Annotated in this window: 15 protein-coding genes; 4 read left to right on the top strand and 11 right to left on the bottom strand. The window is 62.7% G+C overall.

Going from position 1 to position 16,874, the window contains the following annotated elements; genetic code table 11:
- The coding region (locus ACMV18_RS06415; RefSeq protein WP_420817159.1) for a LysM peptidoglycan-binding domain-containing protein at positions 1–670 on the bottom strand (670 nt) is incomplete at its 3' end.
- Positions 671–975: 305 nt separating this feature from the next.
- Here ACMV18_RS06415 and def point away from each other — a divergent pair.
- From def to ACMV18_RS06395, 4 genes are all read left to right on the top strand, one after another.
- Positions 976–1,479, top strand: a complete 504-nt coding sequence (gene def / locus ACMV18_RS06410; protein WP_374258947.1) for a peptide deformylase — start codon at positions 976–978, stop codon at positions 1,477–1,479.
- A 3-nt stretch (positions 1,480–1,482) separates the two neighbouring features.
- Positions 1,483–2,448 carry a methionyl-tRNA formyltransferase gene (fmt, locus tag ACMV18_RS06405; RefSeq protein WP_420817158.1) on the top strand — a complete coding sequence of 322 codons (966 nt, stop codon included), beginning with the start codon at positions 1,483–1,485 and terminating at the stop codon, positions 2,446–2,448.
- 81 nt (positions 2,449–2,529) lie between these two features.
- Positions 2,530–3,378 (top strand): zinc metalloprotease HtpX, encoded by an 849-nt coding sequence (htpX, locus tag ACMV18_RS06400; RefSeq protein ID WP_420817157.1) that lies wholly within the window; start codon positions 2,530–2,532, stop codon positions 3,376–3,378.
- Between the two features lie 147 nt (positions 3,379–3,525).
- Positions 3,526–6,747, top strand: coding sequence for a bifunctional diguanylate cyclase/phosphodiesterase (locus ACMV18_RS06395; RefSeq protein ID WP_420817156.1), 3,222 nt, complete (start codon positions 3,526–3,528; stop codon positions 6,745–6,747).
- On the opposite strand, the gene ACMV18_RS06390 is transcribed toward ACMV18_RS06395, so the two are convergent.
- From ACMV18_RS06390 to ACMV18_RS06345, 10 genes are all read right to left on the bottom strand, one after another.
- Entirely contained in the window at positions 6,744–9,050 is a 2,307-nt protein-coding gene (locus ACMV18_RS06390; protein ID WP_420817155.1) for a DUF1631 family protein, read from the bottom strand. The two genes, ACMV18_RS06395 and ACMV18_RS06390, sit on opposite strands and share 4 nt — an antisense overlap.
- A gap of 29 nt (positions 9,051–9,079) precedes the next feature.
- Positions 9,080–10,102: a protein translocase subunit SecF gene (secF, locus tag ACMV18_RS06385; RefSeq protein ID WP_374258942.1), complete on the bottom strand. Its 1,023-nt coding sequence runs from the start codon at positions 10,100–10,102 to the stop codon at positions 9,080–9,082.
- 21 nt (positions 10,103–10,123) lie between these two features.
- Positions 10,124–11,986, bottom strand: a complete 1,863-nt coding sequence (gene secD, locus ACMV18_RS06380) for a protein translocase subunit SecD (protein ID WP_374258941.1) — start codon at positions 11,984–11,986, stop codon at positions 10,124–10,126.
- A 27-nt stretch (positions 11,987–12,013) separates the two neighbouring features.
- Positions 12,014–12,337: a preprotein translocase subunit YajC gene (gene yajC / locus ACMV18_RS06375; protein WP_374258940.1), complete on the bottom strand. Its 324-nt coding sequence runs from the start codon at positions 12,335–12,337 to the stop codon at positions 12,014–12,016.
- Between the two features lie 95 nt (positions 12,338–12,432).
- On the bottom strand, positions 12,433–12,726 hold the full coding sequence (locus tag ACMV18_RS06370) for a DUF493 family protein (protein ID WP_374258939.1): 294 nt from the start codon (positions 12,724–12,726) through the stop codon (positions 12,433–12,435).
- A gap of 14 nt (positions 12,727–12,740) precedes the next feature.
- A complete protein-coding gene (locus tag ACMV18_RS06365) occupies positions 12,741–13,850 on the bottom strand; it encodes a D-alanyl-D-alanine carboxypeptidase family protein (RefSeq protein ID WP_420817154.1) in 1,110 nt (369 codons plus the stop codon).
- A gap of 197 nt (positions 13,851–14,047) precedes the next feature.
- A complete protein-coding gene (locus ACMV18_RS06360; protein WP_374259073.1) occupies positions 14,048–14,704 on the bottom strand; it encodes an alpha/beta hydrolase in 657 nt (218 codons plus the stop codon).
- 8 nt (positions 14,705–14,712) lie between these two features.
- Positions 14,713–15,039: a (2Fe-2S) ferredoxin domain-containing protein gene (locus ACMV18_RS06355; RefSeq protein ID WP_374259074.1), complete on the bottom strand. Its 327-nt coding sequence runs from the start codon at positions 15,037–15,039 to the stop codon at positions 14,713–14,715.
- 9 nt (positions 15,040–15,048) lie between these two features.
- Positions 15,049–16,203 carry a VanZ family protein gene (locus tag ACMV18_RS06350; RefSeq protein WP_420817153.1) on the bottom strand — a complete coding sequence of 385 codons (1,155 nt, stop codon included), beginning with the start codon at positions 16,201–16,203 and terminating at the stop codon, positions 15,049–15,051.
- Positions 16,204–16,212: 9 nt separating this feature from the next.
- Complete coding sequence (locus tag ACMV18_RS06345) at positions 16,213–16,659, bottom strand: CopD family protein (protein WP_420817152.1); 447 nt, start codon at positions 16,657–16,659, stop codon at positions 16,213–16,215.
- Positions 16,660–16,874 lie beyond the last annotated feature (215 nt).

Raw genomic sequence — 16,874 nt, 5'->3', positions numbered from 1 at the left:
ACGACGCTCTTCCGATCTCGGTGCCCACATACTGTGCTTCGAAGCCCAGAACTTCCTGGGTGCTCGGGTCACGCAGCGGCTTGGTGGTCCGGAACAGACGCCACTCGCGGCGGCCGCCCAACTCGCCACGCACATAAGCGGTCTCACCACGCGACAGCAACACGCGACCTTCCTGTGTGGCCACAACGCGGGGGGCCTGCAGCAACTCTTCGCTGTTGTCGAAGATCACGGCCTCGTTGAAGTAAGGCTCCAGCAGGTGCAAGGGCACCGTGGCAATGGCATCGTAGAGGCTGCCCTCACGGACGCGTGGCGACAGCTTGGTGGTGCCATTGACGCCACCGCCCACCGGCTCGCCCACGCGCAGACGGGCGCGGCCATTGCTCTTGTCCAGGTAAAGGTATTGCCCGGGGAAAATCAGGTGGGGGTTGCGGATCTGTTGCAGGTTCATGCCCCACAACTCAGGCCAGCGCCAGGGCGACTTCAGAAACAGGCTGGAAATGGCCCACAGCGTGTCACCCCGCTTGACGGTGTAAGAATCAGGGGCATTTGGCGCCAACTCCGACAACGGCACACCGGCTTGCGCCACTTGTTGGGCTGTGGCCTTCTGCTGTGCGGTGATGGGGTAATTCGGAAACTCCGCGCGAGCGGTTCCCGACAGACCCAGAGCCATCGTCGCCGCGGCCAGCGCAGACAGACACAGCGCGCGTCCGGTGCGCACGAAAGTGGGGATGCTGGGTCCCTTCGACAGCGATCGCTGAGTCATCAAAACAGTCTCCACTACCTGCCCAAAAAAGCGCATCCACAACACGGATGCACCAGATTCGGCAAAATCTGGTCAATGATCGTCTGATTCTGCCCGCAAAAGCCGCACGATCGCAACGAGAATTGCGCCGTGTTACGTGCTGAATCCTGCAGCGGATGCCCGCTGTCGTTGCGATACTTCCACAACCTCCTCGCTGATTGCCCGACCCTGCCATGGCCCTGCTGCCCATCCTTCGTTACCCCGACCCCCGACTGCATACCGTGGCCAAGCCCGTCGCGCAGGTAGACGACCGCATCAAACAGCTGGTCGATGACATGCTGGAAACCATGTACGACGCCAAAGGCGTCGGCCTGGCCGCCACACAAATCAATGTGCACGAGCGCGTGGTCGTGATCGACACCAGCGAAGAGCGCAACGACCCGCTGGTGCTGATCAATCCAGAAATCATCTGGGCCAGCGACGAAATGATCGTGTGGGAGGAAGGCTGCCTGTCGGTGCCCACCATCTATGACAAGGTGGACCGCCACGCCAAGGTGCGCGTGCGCGCCCTCAACCGCGAAGGCGAGACCTACGAATTCGAAGGCGAAGAGCTGCTGGCCGTGTGCGTGCAGCATGAGCTGGACCACCTGAAAGGCAAGGTGTTCGTGGAATACCTGTCGCCGCTCAAGCGCAACCGCATCAAGACCAAACTGGCCAAGCGTCAGCGCGACGAGTAAAGCATGGCGAGTGCACTCACAGCGGCTTTTGCCGGGACGCCAGAATTTGCCGCCGTGGCGCTGGACGCCATGTTGCGCGCCGGGTTCGAGGTGCCCCTGGTCCTGACCCAGCCCGATCGCCCTGCCGGGCGCGGCATGAAGCTGCAGGCATCGGCCGTCAAGCAGTTGGCCGTGCAGCACGGCATCCCGGTCAGTCAGCCGCACAGCCTCCGGCTGGACGGCAAATACCCAGACGAAGCCGCCGCCGCGCGCGATGCCTTGCTGGCCGCCGCTCCCGACATCATGGTGGTCGCGGCCTATGGCCTGATCCTGCCCCAATGGGTGCTGGATCTGCCTCGCCTGGGCTGCCTCAACATCCACGGCTCCATCCTGCCGCGCTGGCGTGGTGCCGCGCCCATTCACCGCGCCATCGAAGCGGGTGATGCCGAGACGGGCATCACCATCATGCAAATGGATGCAGGGCTCGACACCGGCGACATGCTGTTGATCGAGCGCACACCGATCTTGCCCACCGACACCACCGCCGTGCTGCACGACCGACTGGCCGAGTTGGGTGGACGTATGATCGTGTCGGCCCTGAACCTGGCGGCCACCGGTGGCCTGGCGCCCACGCCGCAACCGGCCGAGGGCGTGACCTACGCACACAAGATCGAGAAGGCCGAAGCGGCCATCGACTGGGCGCAGTCGGCCGATGAAATTGCCCGACGCATCCGCGCGTTCGACCCGTTCCCGGGCTGCACCTTCCAGTTGCCAACCGACAAGGGCACGGAAGTCGTGAAGGTGTGGGCGGCCTCGGTCTGCGACGGACACGGCGCCCCGGGCCAGGTGCTCCACGCGCAAGGCGAACAACTGGTGGTGGCCTGCGGACAGCAAGCGCTGGCCCTGCAAACGCTGCAACGCCCTGGCGGCAAGCGCGTGCTGGTGCGCGATTTTCTGCAAAACCTGAGTTTGCCCAGCGCGCTGGGTTGAACTTCACGCGACACACCGCATCTAAGAAACGCCATCATGTGATGGCGTTTCGCTTTGACTGGGGCAGGAGGCCCGCACGACATGTTCAACCTGATGAAAACTGCCATCCTGATGGCGGCAATCACCGCCTTGTTCATGGCCATTGGCGCCATGATCGGGGGACGCGCCGGCATGATGCTGGCCCTGGTCGTGGCGCTCGGCATGAACTTCTTCAGCTACTGGTTCTCCGACCAGATGGTGCTGAAGATGTACAACGCTCGCGAGGTGGACGAAACCTCCGCGCCGCGTTTTTACGCCATGGTCAAGGAGCTGGCCCAGCGCGCCAACCTGCCCATGCCCAAGGTCTACCTGATCGACGAAGACGCCCCCAACGCCTTCGCCACGGGCCGCAACCCCGAGCATGCTGCGGTGGCCGCCACCACAGGCATCATCAATGTCCTGACTGAGCGAGAACTGCGCGGCGTCATGGCCCACGAACTGGCCCACGTCAAGCACCGAGACATCCTCATCAGCACCATCAGTGCCACGATGGCCGGCGCCATCTCGATGCTGGCCAACTTTGCGGTGCTGTTTGGCGGCCGTGATGAAGAGGGGCGACCCGCCAACCCGCTCGCAGGCATCGCCGTGGCCATTCTGGCGCCGCTGGCCGCCAGCCTGATCCAGATGGCCATCAGCCGCGCCCGTGAATTCGAAGCTGACCGGGGCGGCGCCGAAATCAGTGGCGACCCGGCCGCACTGGCCAGCGCCCTCGACAAGATCCATCGCTACGCGCAGGGCATCCCGCTGCACGCCGCAGAGGCCCACCCGGAAACCGCACAGATGATGATCATGAACCCGCTGTCGGCCGAGGGGATCAAGGGCTTGTTTTCAACCCACCCGTCCACGCAGGAACGCATCGCCCGCCTGATGGCCATGGCACGCGGAGCGTGACCGTTTTCACAAATTAGCGGCTTTCCATGTCGCACCTGCCCCCCTGTGGCGGGGGGTAGGCATCAAGCACTGCATTCCACAGTCCGATAAAGCTGGATGCGCCGGTCCCTTTGGGGGCCGGCCACCTCTGGCACTTCAAGGACGTGGATGCTGATCGACATCGATAAGACGAGGGAGGAGTCGCGCTGGCTGGCCCGCATGGCCAAACTGGTGCTGCTCGTCGGTCTTATCCTGAGCCTGGCGGCATGGTTGCAAGCTGCCAAGCGCGAGCAAGCACAGGCCGATGAGGCCTTCACCGCTGAAGCGGCCGCCTTGCAGAAGACGCTGGCGCAACAACTCGACCACTACATTGACGCCCTCGGGGCCTTCCAGGCCTTGTTCCAGGCGAATGACACGGTGGGGCGGCGCATCTTTCATCAGCGCTTTGTGGACATGGCGCCCGAGCGGGAATACCCGGCGCTCACCGCCATCCAGTTCGCACGACAGGTCACACTCGAAGAGCGCAGCGAGTTCGAGCGCCGTGTCGCGGGTGACCGCAGCGTCTCACGTCAAGGCTACCCCGGCTTCCAGATCAAGCCCACGGGCAATCGCCCGCTGTACGTTCCCATCATTTTCAACGAACCGATGGCCAGCAACCAGGCGGCATTTGGTTTCGACATCCTGACGCGCCCCTTGCTGAAAGAGGCCATGGAGCGCGCCCGTGACAGCGGTCGCGCCAGCGTCTCTCAGCCCGTGGTCCTGATACAAGGTGGCGTGGGCTTCATTGTCCGCCTGCCTGTCTACAAACTCGGTCGCCCGATCAAGACTGTTGAGGAACGACGCAAAGCCTTCATCGGGACCGTGAGCGGGGTGTTTCGGGCCCCAGACCTCATGCGCCAGGTGCTCCCGTCTGACCGCTGGGCGCAACTGCACTGGACCGTGAGCGACCGCAGTGCGGGCCTGGACCCTTCCCCCCCGCCACTGTTTGACAGCGCCCAATGGGTGACACCTCAGTTCGATGCCACCGCGCCCTTGAACCGGCACAACGCCATCAGTCTGCCCCTGCCAGCCGGTGACCGAACCTGGACGCTGACGCTCACGCAAGGCCATTCCCAGCCATTGCTGGCGGCCTTCCCGATGGCGCTGCTGCTGGCCAGCCTCACCACCACGTTGGGGTTGTGGTGGGCCCTGCGCGGGGCCGCCCTGCGACACGGCAAAGCCGCCGCCATGGCACGAGAGCTCAGCAACCAGGCGCTGGGCAACGAACAGCGCTTGCGCGCGGTGCTCGACAACACCATTGACGGGATCCTTGCGCTCACGGAAGACGGTCACATCATCGGCGCCAATTTGGCAATCTGCCGCATGTTTGACCGCGCCCATGCCAGCGTGATCGGGGCGACACTCGACGAACTGATCCCCCACGCGTCGGTCGACAGCGAAGCTTCGCTGGAGGCCTTCCTGCAACTGCAGCATGCCGGCATGAACGCGCTGGGCCGCCGGACCGAAGGGCTGCGCTCAGGCGGACAAACGTTCCCCCTGGACCTGACCGTCAGCAGCATGCTGTGGGAAGGTCAAAAGCAATACATCTTGGTGGTGCGCGACCTGTCTCCGCAGGAAGCGGCTGACCGTGCCATTTTCGAGGCCCAGCGACAGCTCAACGAAGTGGACGAGATGCGCCGAGTCATCGTCCACAGCGCCCCTTACGCCATCTTTGTGCTGAACCCGTCCGGCGTGATCCAGACGATCAATCCGGCAGGCGAGCGCCTGGTCGGCTACCGTGCCAACGAACTGGTGGGGCGCTGCACCACCCAGCGCTTCTTCGATCCGGAACAAGTCAAGGAAAGCGCCCACCTGATCGCGATGCGACAAGGGGAGCCCGAGTCCAATGCCGAACTCGATGTCCTGACCCACCTCGCCAAGGAATCTCCGGGTGTGCCATCGGAGTGGCGCATGATCCGTTCGGACGGCAGCATGCTGGTCGCCGAGATCCTTGTCACCGAATTGAGCGACGAGTACGGCACGCTGACCGGCTACCTCGTCATGGCACATGACGTGACGCTGCGGCGGGAGGCAGAGGTCAAACTTGAGCACATGGCGCTGCACGATTCGCTCACGGCCCTGCCCAACCGCAACATGCTGCAAGAGCAGCTCAAGACTTGTCTGGCCATGGCCGAGCGCGAGCAGTTCACCATGGGGCTGATGTTCCTGGATCTGGATCGCTTCAAGAAGATCAACGACACCTTGGGGCATCACATTGGGGACACGGTCCTGGTCGAGGTCGCCAGACGCTTGCGCAACGGCATGCGCACCTCGGACATCGTTGCGCGACTGGGCGGCGACGAGTTCGTGATCCTGCTGCCCCGGCTCACCGATGAATCCGACGGCGCCGTCGTGGCTCGCAAGGTGCTGGAGCTCTTTGACGAACCCGTTCGTGTGGGGCTCCATGAGTTGCGCATCACCCCCAGCATCGGGATGGTGCTCTATCCCCAACACGGTGGCGACGCCATCACCCTGATGCGTCACGCCGATCTGGCGATGTACCAGGCCAAAAACAATGGGCGCCACCAGATCCAGATGTTCAGTCCGCAAATGGCCTCGGCGACCGTGGACACGCTGCTGCTGGAGAACGACCTCTATCGAGCGCTCGAGCGGGAAGAGCTGCTTCTGCACTTCCAGCCACAGTTCGACTGTGCCACCGGCGACATCACCGGTGTCGAGGCCTTGCTGCGCTGGGAACACAAAGGGCGGCTGATTCCGCCGTCCGACTTCATTCCCCTGGCGGAAGAGACAGGATTGATCGTCCAAATGGGCAAATGGGTGCTGAGGCGCGCCTGCACCATGGGGCAACAATGGCGAGCTCAGACAGGCTGGCCCTTGCGCGTGGCCGTCAACCTGTCGGCCGTTCAACTCGAAAGTGAAGACATCGTGGCCACCGTGGACCAGGCACTCCGCGATACCGGTCTGGATCCCACCGCACTGGAGCTGGAAATCACGGAAAGTGTGGTCGTGCGGGAGTCACTGCGCGCAGCAGACGTCCTGACGCAACTGCGCCTGCTGGGCGTCAGCATCGCCATTGACGACTTTGGTGTGGGGTACTCCAGCTTCGCCTACCTGCGCGAACTCCCGGTCGATCGATTCAAACTGGATCGCAGCTTCCTGGCACAAGTCCCCCACTCCCCGGGAGACAGCCGCCTGGTTGGCGCCTTGATTGCCATGGGACACCGGCTGGAAGTGGCCATCGTGGCCGAAGGTGTCGAAAACGAAGACCAGGCCGCATTCCTGCGTGACCACGGCTGCGATGAGGCCCAAGGCTTCCACCTGAGCCGCCCCTTGACCGAAGCGGCGTTCGAGGCCCTGCTGCGCGAGCGCAGCGCCACCCCGTCGGCTTAATTCAGCAGACGGTCCGGGTCTGCATCCAGCTTGGCCAACGCCACGCGCGTCGCGCGCGTGGTCAACGACTCATCTTCCATGGGCGTGAGCAAGCCCGCTTGCAAGAAGGCCGCCAGCCGGTGCAACTGGAACAGCACGCCACGCCCGGATGAGGTCACAAACAGAGCCAGCTGTTTTTGCAAACCATGCCAGGCCAACTGCACATGCTCTTGCTTGCCACGGTAGTCCAACTCGAACCACGCGCCAATCTGAAGCTCCTTCGCCCAGCCCACCATGGCGGGCGTGGGCATGCTGCCCCCATCCGCAACGACTTCCAGATCGTCGCTTTCGTGGCCAGACAGATCTCGCAAGGTCTCCGCATCCAACTCGACTGAAGCCAAGTCCGGCAACACATCCCCCAGCGCTTCCAGGCGCTCGGTGACCGCCTGCAAATGGGTCGATGAAATCGTGGCCGAACGCGCTGCAAACGCGGCGGCCAACGCCGCATTCAGCGCCTGAATTTGTTCGTCTTGCTTGTCCGATGGCAACCCCGCACGGGCCATGCCTTCACGAACGGTTTTGAGCAGGGGCGGCAAACGGCGCAGCACGTCGGCACGCTCTTCACGCGAGGTCTTGGCGCTGGCCGACCAGATCAGGTCCGCTGCGGCGCGCTTGAGCGCTTTGGTCTGTTCGCTGTTCGGTCCGTGCAGCACGGCGCTGTGCGCCATCACATCGGCCCACACCTTGAACATGAACTCACGCACGCCCTCATGCACCGGCACGCCATCGAGCATCTTGCGCAACTCGATCGTGTACTGAATGGCACAGGTCTCGCGCTGCTCAACTTGCTGCGCCAACGACACGCCACGGCGTGACGCTTCGTTTTCTTCACGGAAATACGTTTCCAGGAAGCGGACAAACTCGTTGAGCACCGTCTGGAACACGCGTCGGCCGGTGTCGGGATAGGCCTCGATCACCTGCACGATGCGTCGAATCTCCTTGTAGAGCGCGTCTTCCGTGTTGCCATCGCTTTCCACGAAGCCCATCACGCACGAGCCCATGCGGTCAATGAGCACCCGCGCAGGATGGCTGGTCGTGGCGAAGAAATCCGGCTCGCTGATGGCCACACGCAGCACAGGCATCTGCAAGCGCGCAAACCACACGCGGATGCTCGCCGGCAGACGCTCCTCCGTCAGAATGGCCTGGAACAGCAATGCGACGATTTCGATGGTTGCCCGCTCAACGGGCGTGCTGGCCGACTGCTTCAGCGTCCGCTTGCTTTGCTGCAACTCTTGCAGCACTTGCGAGGGGGTATGTGACTCGGCTTCACCTCCGACACCGATCTGACGTCGGACCACGTCCCCCACAGCCTGAATCGCCTGGCCCAGCCCCGCCGACACCCCGGGCGCCGCCTGACGAACCGTGTTGCCGTCAGCCTGCGTGTGCTCGAACTCCGGCACCTGCCGCCCAACGACTTGGGTCAGTTTGCTCAACAAGGCCTGAGACTGCGCAGGCGTCTTGTACATCCCGGGCGTCTGCGTCAGCAAACGCGTTTCCTCGTAAGGCTGACCGAAAGGCTGCAGGCCACTGTTGCCGCCGCCGGTGCTGCCCCCCATGCCACCAATGACCGTGGCACGCCCGACACCCGTGTCCTTGGCGCGGCGGATGAACGGGCGCAGGTCGATTTCCGGCCGTAGACCGTGATCCAGCAAGACCCCGTTGGCAAAGTGATAGGCCTCCAAGGCCCACTGCGCGACTTCCTGGTGAACCACGCTTTGCAGCGTGCCCCAGTGCTCAAGACCCAGCCCGCAGTCCAGCCATGCAGCCACCACGACGCGCCCCACCCAATACGGGGTCAGCACATCCACCTGCACGTTCGAGGGTTCAACCGCCCCCTGCACCGCTTGCAAGCGGGCATTCAAATCGGTGTACTCGGAGCCCGTCACATCCGAAATGGCCTGCGCCAGACGCGACACCGCCAAATCACGCTCGATGTCACTGTCTTCCAGCAAACTGAGCGGCACGTCCGCACGGGTGATCGCACTGGTGGCCGGCTTGAGCCCCACCGCACGCCCCACGCGCAAATCGCGCAAGGCCTCGTTCAAGGCCTTGTCCATGTCCGCACGCCAGATGGCGGCCAGCTTGCCCAGGTCCAGCACCAGATCTCGGCGCTTCATGGCCAACGCCGGATCGCCCAACTGGGCGGCTTGAACCCGCGCCCCTTCCAGACAGGCTTGCACCATGGCCTCGAAGCCCCGCATCAGGGCTTCGACAAAGCTGAGCCGGGCAGTCAGCGCCAGCGCACGGTGAGGACCGATGGACATAGGGGGAAAAGAGTAAGACTCTTTTGACTCTACACCACCGCACCGGAGTGCGGATCGTTCGGATCGATATCTTTTTTGGCGCTCTTGACCAGATCTTCTCGCTTGACGCCCAGCCACATCGCAATGGCTGCGGCCACAAACACCGACGAGTAAATACCGAACACGATGCCGATGGTCAGTGCCAGTGCAAAGTAGTGCAACGTGGGGCCGCCGAGGAAGAGCATCGCCAGCACCATGGCTTCGGTCGAACCGTGGGTGATGATGGTCCGGCTCATCGTGGACGTGATGGCATGGTCAATGATCTCGACCGTGTTCATCTTGCGGAACTTGCGGAAGGCCTCGCGAATCCGGTCGAAGATCACCACGGACTCGTTGACCGAATAGCCCAGCACCGCCAGCACCGCCGCCAGCACGGACAGCGAGAACTCCCACTGGAAGAAGGCGAAGAAGCCCAGAATGATGATGACGTCGTGCAGGTTGGCGATGATGCCAGCCACCGCGAACTTCCATTCGAAACGGATGGCCAGGTAAATCATGATGCCCAGCACGGTCACGCCCAGCGCCAAGGCGCCGTCACGGGCCAGCTCTTCACCGACCTGCGGCCCAACGAATTCGCTGCGCTGCAGGGCCACGGGTTGACCGCCATCGGCCACCTGACAGACTTGGGCGGGCCCCTTGTCGGTCGTGTCGACCGTTTTGAGGGCGCCTTGCTCGGCCGTACACAGGGCTCCGAAAACCTTGCCCACGACTTCGCCCTGCTTCATCTGACCGCGCAGCGGCAGACGGATCAGTACATCGCGCGAGGTGCCGAAGTTTTGCACCTGCACTTCGCCATAGCCCAGCGACTCGATCGCGGCCCGCGCCTTGTTCAGATCAGCGCTTTGCGCGTACTGCACTTCGATCAAAGACCCGCCGGTGAACTCGATCGACAGATGCAGGCCCCGCGTGAACAGGAAGAACACGGCGGCGGCAAAGGTCAAGAACGACACGGCGTTGAAAACCAACGCGTGGCGCATGAAGGGAATGTCACGCTTGATGCGGAAAAATTCCATGATGCTCGATCCCTCTTCTTGTTATTCCTGGGGCTTCCAGACCTGACCAATCGACACGCTCTTGAGCTTCTTCTGACGGCCGTACCAAAGGTTGACCAGACCACGAGAGAAGAACACGGCAGAGAACATCGACGTCAGGATGCCCAGACAGTGCACCACGGCAAACCCACGCACCGGGCCCGAACCAAAGGCCAGCAGCGACAGACCCGCAATCAGGGTGGTGACGTTGGAGTCCAGGATGGTGGCCCAGGCGTTTTCGTAACCGGCACGGATGGCCGTTTGCGGTGCCGAGCCGTTGCGCAACTCTTCGCGCACGCGCTCGTTGATCAGCACGTTCGAGTCAATGGCCATGCCCAGCGTCAGCGCAATCGCAGCAATCCCCGGCAAGGTCAGCGTGGCTTGCAACATCGACAGCACAGCGACCAGCAGCAGCAGGTTCACCGACAACGCAATGGTCGAGAACACACCAAACAGCAGGTAGTAAATGCACATGAAGACGGCAATCGCGGCAAAACCGTAGACCAGCGAATTGAAGCCCTGCGCAATGTTTTCAGCGCCCAGGCTCGGGCCCACGGTGCGCTCTTCGATGATGGTCATCGGTGCGGCCAACGAACCGGCACGCAGCAGCAGCGCGGTGTCGGCAGCCTCTTCGGTCGTCATGCGACCCGAAATCTGCACGCGGCCACCACCGATTTCGCCACGGATGACGGGCGCCGTCACGACCTCACCCTTGCCCTTTTCGAACAGGATGATGGCCATGCGCTTGCCAACGCTTTCGCGGGTTACATCTTTGAAGATGCGGGCACCACGGGCGTCAAGGGTCAGGTGCACGGCAGCTTCGTGGTTTTCGTCGAAGCCGGGCTGTGCGTCGGTCAGGTTGTCACCGGTCAACACCACTTCGCGCTTGACGATGATGGGCACGCCGCCACGCTCCATGTAGCGCTCGTAACCAAAAGGCACCGGGCCACCGGACAGCGCAGCTTGCGCTTCGGTGCTGTCATTGACCATGCGCACTTCCAGCGTGGCCGTGCGACCAATGATGTCCTTGGCCTTGGCCGTGTCCTGCACGCCAGGCAACTGCACCACCACGCGGTCCAGCCCTTGCTGCTGGATCACGGGCTCGGCCACACCCAGCTCATTGATCCGGTTGTGCAGGGTGGTGATGTTTTGCTTGAGGGCCTGCTCCTGGATGCTGCGCTCGGAGGTCGGCTTGAGCGAGCCCACCAGCGTCACATCGCCCGAGCCACCGGCGTCGGTCGAGTCAGCCCAGATCAAATCTGGCAAGTTGTCTTGCAGCACAGGACGGGCCGCCTTGCGCACGGTGTCGTCTCGGAAACGCACGATGACCGTGCTCGCTTCACGACGGATCCCGCTGTGGCGAATGTCCTTGTCACGCAGCAGCGTGCGGATGTCACCCGACAGACTGTCAATTTTTTGGGTCAGCGCCGCCTTCATGTCCACCTGCATCAGGAAGTGGACGCCACCGCGCAGGTCCAAGCCCAGATACATGGGCTGGGCATGCAGCGAGCGCAGCCATTGGGGCGAGCGCGAGACCAGATTCAGCGCGACGATGTAGCGCGGATCGGTTTCATCGGGGTTGAAGGTGCGCTGGATGACGTCGCGCGCCTTCAGCTGCGTGTCGGTGTCCTTGAACCGCGCCCGCACGGATGTGCCATCCAGCTCGACAAAGTCGGCCTGGATGCCGGCATCCTTGAGGGCAGCCTCGACCCGAGCCACAGCAGCGCTGTCGAGCTTGAGCGTGGCTTTGCCACTGGAGAGCTGCACGGCTGGCGCCTCGCCAAATACGTTGGGCAGGCTATAGATCAGACCGATGGCCAACGCCACGGCGATGATCAGGTACTTCCACCAGGGATAGCGGTTCATGAGGTCCTCGACGACGCAGGCGTTCTATTACTTGTAGGTGCCCTTGGGCAGAACCTGCACGATGGCCACGCGCTGCAGTTGCAGTTCGACGCCATTGGCCACTTCCACGCTCACGAAGGTGTCGCCCAGCTTGGTGATGCGACCCATGACGCCACCTTGCGTGATGACTTCGTCACCCTTGGCCAGCGCGTCGAGCATGGCCTTGGTTTCCTTCTGGCGCTTCATCTGAGGACGAATCATGACGAAGTACAACACCACGAACATGAGCACCAGCGGCAGCATGCTCATCAGACCACCAGAGGCGCCAGCAGCGGGAGCTGCGGCTTGTGCATAAGCTTCAGAAATAAACACTTCAGGTTCCTTCAAACAAAGGGCCGAGGCACCAGAGGCGCTTCGGCCAGATCACAGACATTGTATGCGTGCGTTTGCCACACCTGACGCATGCGTCAGATCACGTATTTCACGAGGGGATGGCCGCTCAATCCGCGGTAGATGTTGTCGAGTTGCTCGCGGCTGGTGGCCGTGACGGTCACCGTCAGGCCCAGGTAGTTGCCGCTGCTGCTGGGGCGACGCTGGATGGTCGAGGCGTCAAACGCCGGATCGTGGGCAATCACCACGGACACCACGGCCTCGATGAAGGTCTCGTGATGGGCGCCCATCACTTTGATGGGAAAGGCGCAGGGGTACTCGATGAGCGACTGCTCGGGGGGAATGATGGGGTTCACGGGTTGATGCGTCATGTCGAAATCCTGAATCATTGGATGCCAAGACGGATGGCATCCAATACGCGCCCCAGCCAGCCAGCGCTGGGCACCGCCTCCAGCGCCTGCAACGGGCGACTTTGCCATGGCTGACCGCCCAGCGTGATCTGCAACGTCGCCACGTTTTGCCCCTTGAGCAGGGGCGCCATGAGCGGGTCAGGGCGGGTCAACTGGGTCTTGAGCAGCTTGCCTTGCCCGCGCGGCACCACCACGATCAGTGGCTCGGGGCGACCGATCGGCACGGTCGATGAACGGCCTTTCCAGACTTTGGCCGTGGTGACCGGCTGTCCTGCATCAAACAGCTTGACCACGTCAAAAGCACTGTAGCCCCAGTTGAGCAACTTCTGGCTTTCACCGGCCCGCGCCTCACTGGAGTTGGCACCCAGGACCACGCTGATCAAACGTCGCTCGACGCCAGCGATGGTGCGACGCGACGTGGCCACTTGCGCATACCCGCCCGACTCTGTGTAGCCCGCCTGCAAGCCGTCGACGCTGGGGTCACGCAGCAACAAGAGGTTGCGGTTGGGTTGCGGAACGCCCTCCACGGTGATGCTCTTGGGCGCGTAATACGGCAGCGCCGAGGGGAAATCCAGCACCAGGCGCGCAGCAATGTACGAGAGATCCCTCGCTGTGCTGAGATGCTGCCGCTCTGCTGTGCCATCGGCATTCTGGAAGCGGGTCGCCGTCAGCCCCCAAGATTGGGCCTGACGATTCATCATGTCGACAAACGCGTCCACCGAACCCGCCACGCCTTCCGCCAGCGCGATCGTCGCGTCGTTGGCGTTCAACACGGTCATGGCGCGAATCAGGTCATCCACCCGCAGCGTGGCGTTCGGTGCCGCGGCGATCCGCACCGCACCATTCAGCCCCGCACGCCAGGCTTTGTCCGAGACGGTCAGGGACTGGTCTGATTTGAGCTTTCCCGACTCCAGCGCCTGGAACACCAGGTAGGCCGACATCAGTTTGGTCAGCGAGGCTGGGGGTAAAGGCTGATCGGCCTGTCGTTCACCCAAGGTTTGACGGCTACCGACATCCTGCAGGATGAAGGCACGCGCGGCCACCTCCGGTACCGCCGGCATGGCTGCAGCGCGAGGTGCAAACATGGCTGAAGCCGGCGAGACAGGCGCAGCCGCCCACCCGGCAACGGGCACCCCGGCCATCCCCAGAGCAAGGCCAGCCGTCCAAGCCAGTTGCAATACCGCTCGGCGAGCAGGTCGAAAGAGCTTTGTCATGGGCGCAATATGGGGCATTCAGCCCCATTTACAAGTCCAGGGGCGTGAATTCCGTCACCCCGGCAAGGTCACTCCGCCACACCGCGCAGATGGCGCAACACGATTTCTCGCAAACGTGGCAACTGACCGTGGAAGAAATGCCCCGTCCCGGGCACCACCGTCACCGGCAAGCCTTGCGGCCGCGCCCAATCCAGGATGTGCGTGAGCGGCACCACATCGTCTTGCTCCCCCTCGACGATCAAGGTGTGCTGCGGCACGACAGGCACATCAAACCGACTCACGGCTGGGCTGATCAGCACCAACTCGGATGGCGCCACGACCCCGGGGCGCAAGGCCGCAACTTCCATCAAGCGGGCACAGGCTTGCGCAGCCATGGCCCCGCCAAACGAAAAACCGGCCAATGCCAGAGGGTGCCCCACCATGTCAGGGTCGCTCAGGTGATGCCCCACCACCGCCAGCAGATCCATGGTTTCACCGCGGCCCTCGTCCCACTCGCCCTCCGATCGTCCTACGCCACGGAAGTTGAAGCGGACGGCGCGCCAGCCAGCCAGAACGAACGCCCGGCAAATGGTGTGCACGACTTTGTTGTCCATCGTGCCGCCCATCTGCGGGTTCGGGTGCGCCACCACAGCCAACCCCAGCGGCTTGGCAGCGGGCTCTTCGACGACCACTTCGATGTGGCCGGCCGGACCGTCAATGAGGGTTGAGGCAGGGCGTCCGATCATGATGCACCTCAGCGTCCAACGTCGTCGGGCAAAACCAGGCGCGTCACGACTTCACCGTTGATCAGGTGACGGTCCACAATTTCGTCGATGTCAGCCTGGTCTACAAATGTGTACCAAGTGCCTTCGGGGTACACAACCGCCACAGGGCCACCCGCACAACGATCCAGGCACCCTGCCTTGTTGACGCGCACCTGTCCTTTGCCCGACAACCCGGCGTCCTTGATCCGGTTCTTGCAATGGTCAAAGGCCGCCTTCGCGTCATGGTCGCCGCAACTGGCTTCGCCGTTGATGCGCTGATTGAGGCAGAAAAAAATGTGGCGCTGGTAATAGCTCATGGCGCCATTTTAGGTTCCGCCCTGATCCGAGACTTGAGTGAGATCACGCGCGGTCAATCGCCCCAGCAGCCAAATCAGGGCGACATAGGGCCACAACACGCCAAACCACCGGGATAACCCGTGAAACCGGATGAATCTGCCGTGCTCCCACGCCTGCAAGGTTTGCGCGTAATAAGGATCCGGGGGCGCCAGATGAATCAACCCGATCAGCGCCAGCAACACCATGACACCCAGTGCCGCGCAAGCCGTGCGAGAGCGATCCACCAGCAACATGCCGCACATGGCCCCCAGCAACATGCCAAAGCTGCTGGGCAAGGTCAACCAACTGAGTGCATGCTCAGGACCAAAGTTCAGTGCCGTCGACAGCGCGGTCACCCCCATCCCGAGCAACACCAGCGCACTGAGCAACGCCACCCGCAAGGTTCGAGGGCGCGCCAGTGCACAAGCCAGACACAAGGGGGCCAGCATGCCTGCCGCAACGGTCAGGGCTTCGACCATGGGCAGCCAGCTGGACGACACGACGGCCGAATGGATGGCAGCCCACAAGCGCAAAGGATCCTCGGGCAACAGCCAGGCCTGCAAGGGCGTACCGGAGGTCAACTCGACGAGTCCCAACCGCAAGTGCGGCAGCAACTGCCCCTCGCCCAGCGGCAAGGGGGGCGGAAACAGCAAGCCTAACGGCCACATCCACAGCAATGCCAGCCCATGCCCCGCCTGCGTGATGAACCATTTCTGGCGCAGGCGATGCCACCAGTCCACCACACCCAGGGCCTGAATGGTGACCGCCGCCAACGTCCCCCACGCCGTCCCCAAGGTGTTCAGAACCCAGTCAGAAATCGAGGGCACCCGGCCCGGCACGGTGTACTGGATCAGCTCGAGGGTGTAGGACATGCTGGCGCCCATCAACACCGTCCGCAGCACCGCCGAGGTCACGGAATACCCGCTGCGCAGCCAGGCCAGGCACAGAATCATCCCGAAGGGCAAATACCCCAGGATGTTGGCAACCAGATCACTGACGATTTCTTGGTGCAGTTTGGGCAACACCCAACTGAACACCTGTCGGTCAGGCCAATGCCAGCCGCTCCACGGATGAAGCGTGGCATACACGATGAGCGCCACAGCGACCCACGTCAGGGGCCAGGCGGAACTGCGGTGCTCAGCCATGCGGCAGACTTATCCCAGCGTCGGCTTGAGAACCACCAGACACACGATGACGGCAAACAGCAAAACCGTCACCTCGTTGAACCAGCGGAACCACTTGTGGCTGCGGCGATTTTGCAAGCCCTCGAACTGGGTCAGGATGCGCCGACACACATGGTGGTAGCCGATCACGCCCACCACCAGGGTCAGCTTGATGTGCAACCAGATCTGCCCCGGGCCCTTGCCGATGCCGAAATACAGCCACAACAACAAGCCAAACACCAGCGCCGGCACCATGAGGATGGTGCTGAAACGGTAGAGCTTGCGTGCCATGAGCAGCAAGCGCTCGCGCTCGGCATGGCTGTCTGCGGACACCATGGCCAAGTTCACAAACAACCGCGGCAGGTAGAACAGGCCTGCAAACCAGCTGGCCACGAAGATGATGTGAAGGGCCTTGACCCAAAGATAGGCGTTGCTCATGCCCGGATTATGGCCAGCCCCCGCACCGAAATGCAGACCTTGCCCATGGGGTGGATCAAATCGCACAGACAAAAAAAGAGCCCCGGCATTGGCCGGGGCTATGAAGCCTTAACGCTGTCATCACGTAAGGCACCTGCTCAGGGAGGAAAAGCAGGGAATGAGGCCTTGCGGCGTATCATTCAAGGTGAATTATAGGCTGGATTCCACAGAGGTGC

It is taken from the genome of Aquabacterium sp. (assembly GCF_048860245.1).
Classification (GTDB): Bacteria; Pseudomonadota; Gammaproteobacteria; order Burkholderiales; family Burkholderiaceae_C; genus Aquabacterium.
This window is presented reverse-complemented; position numbering and strand designations above follow the sequence as displayed.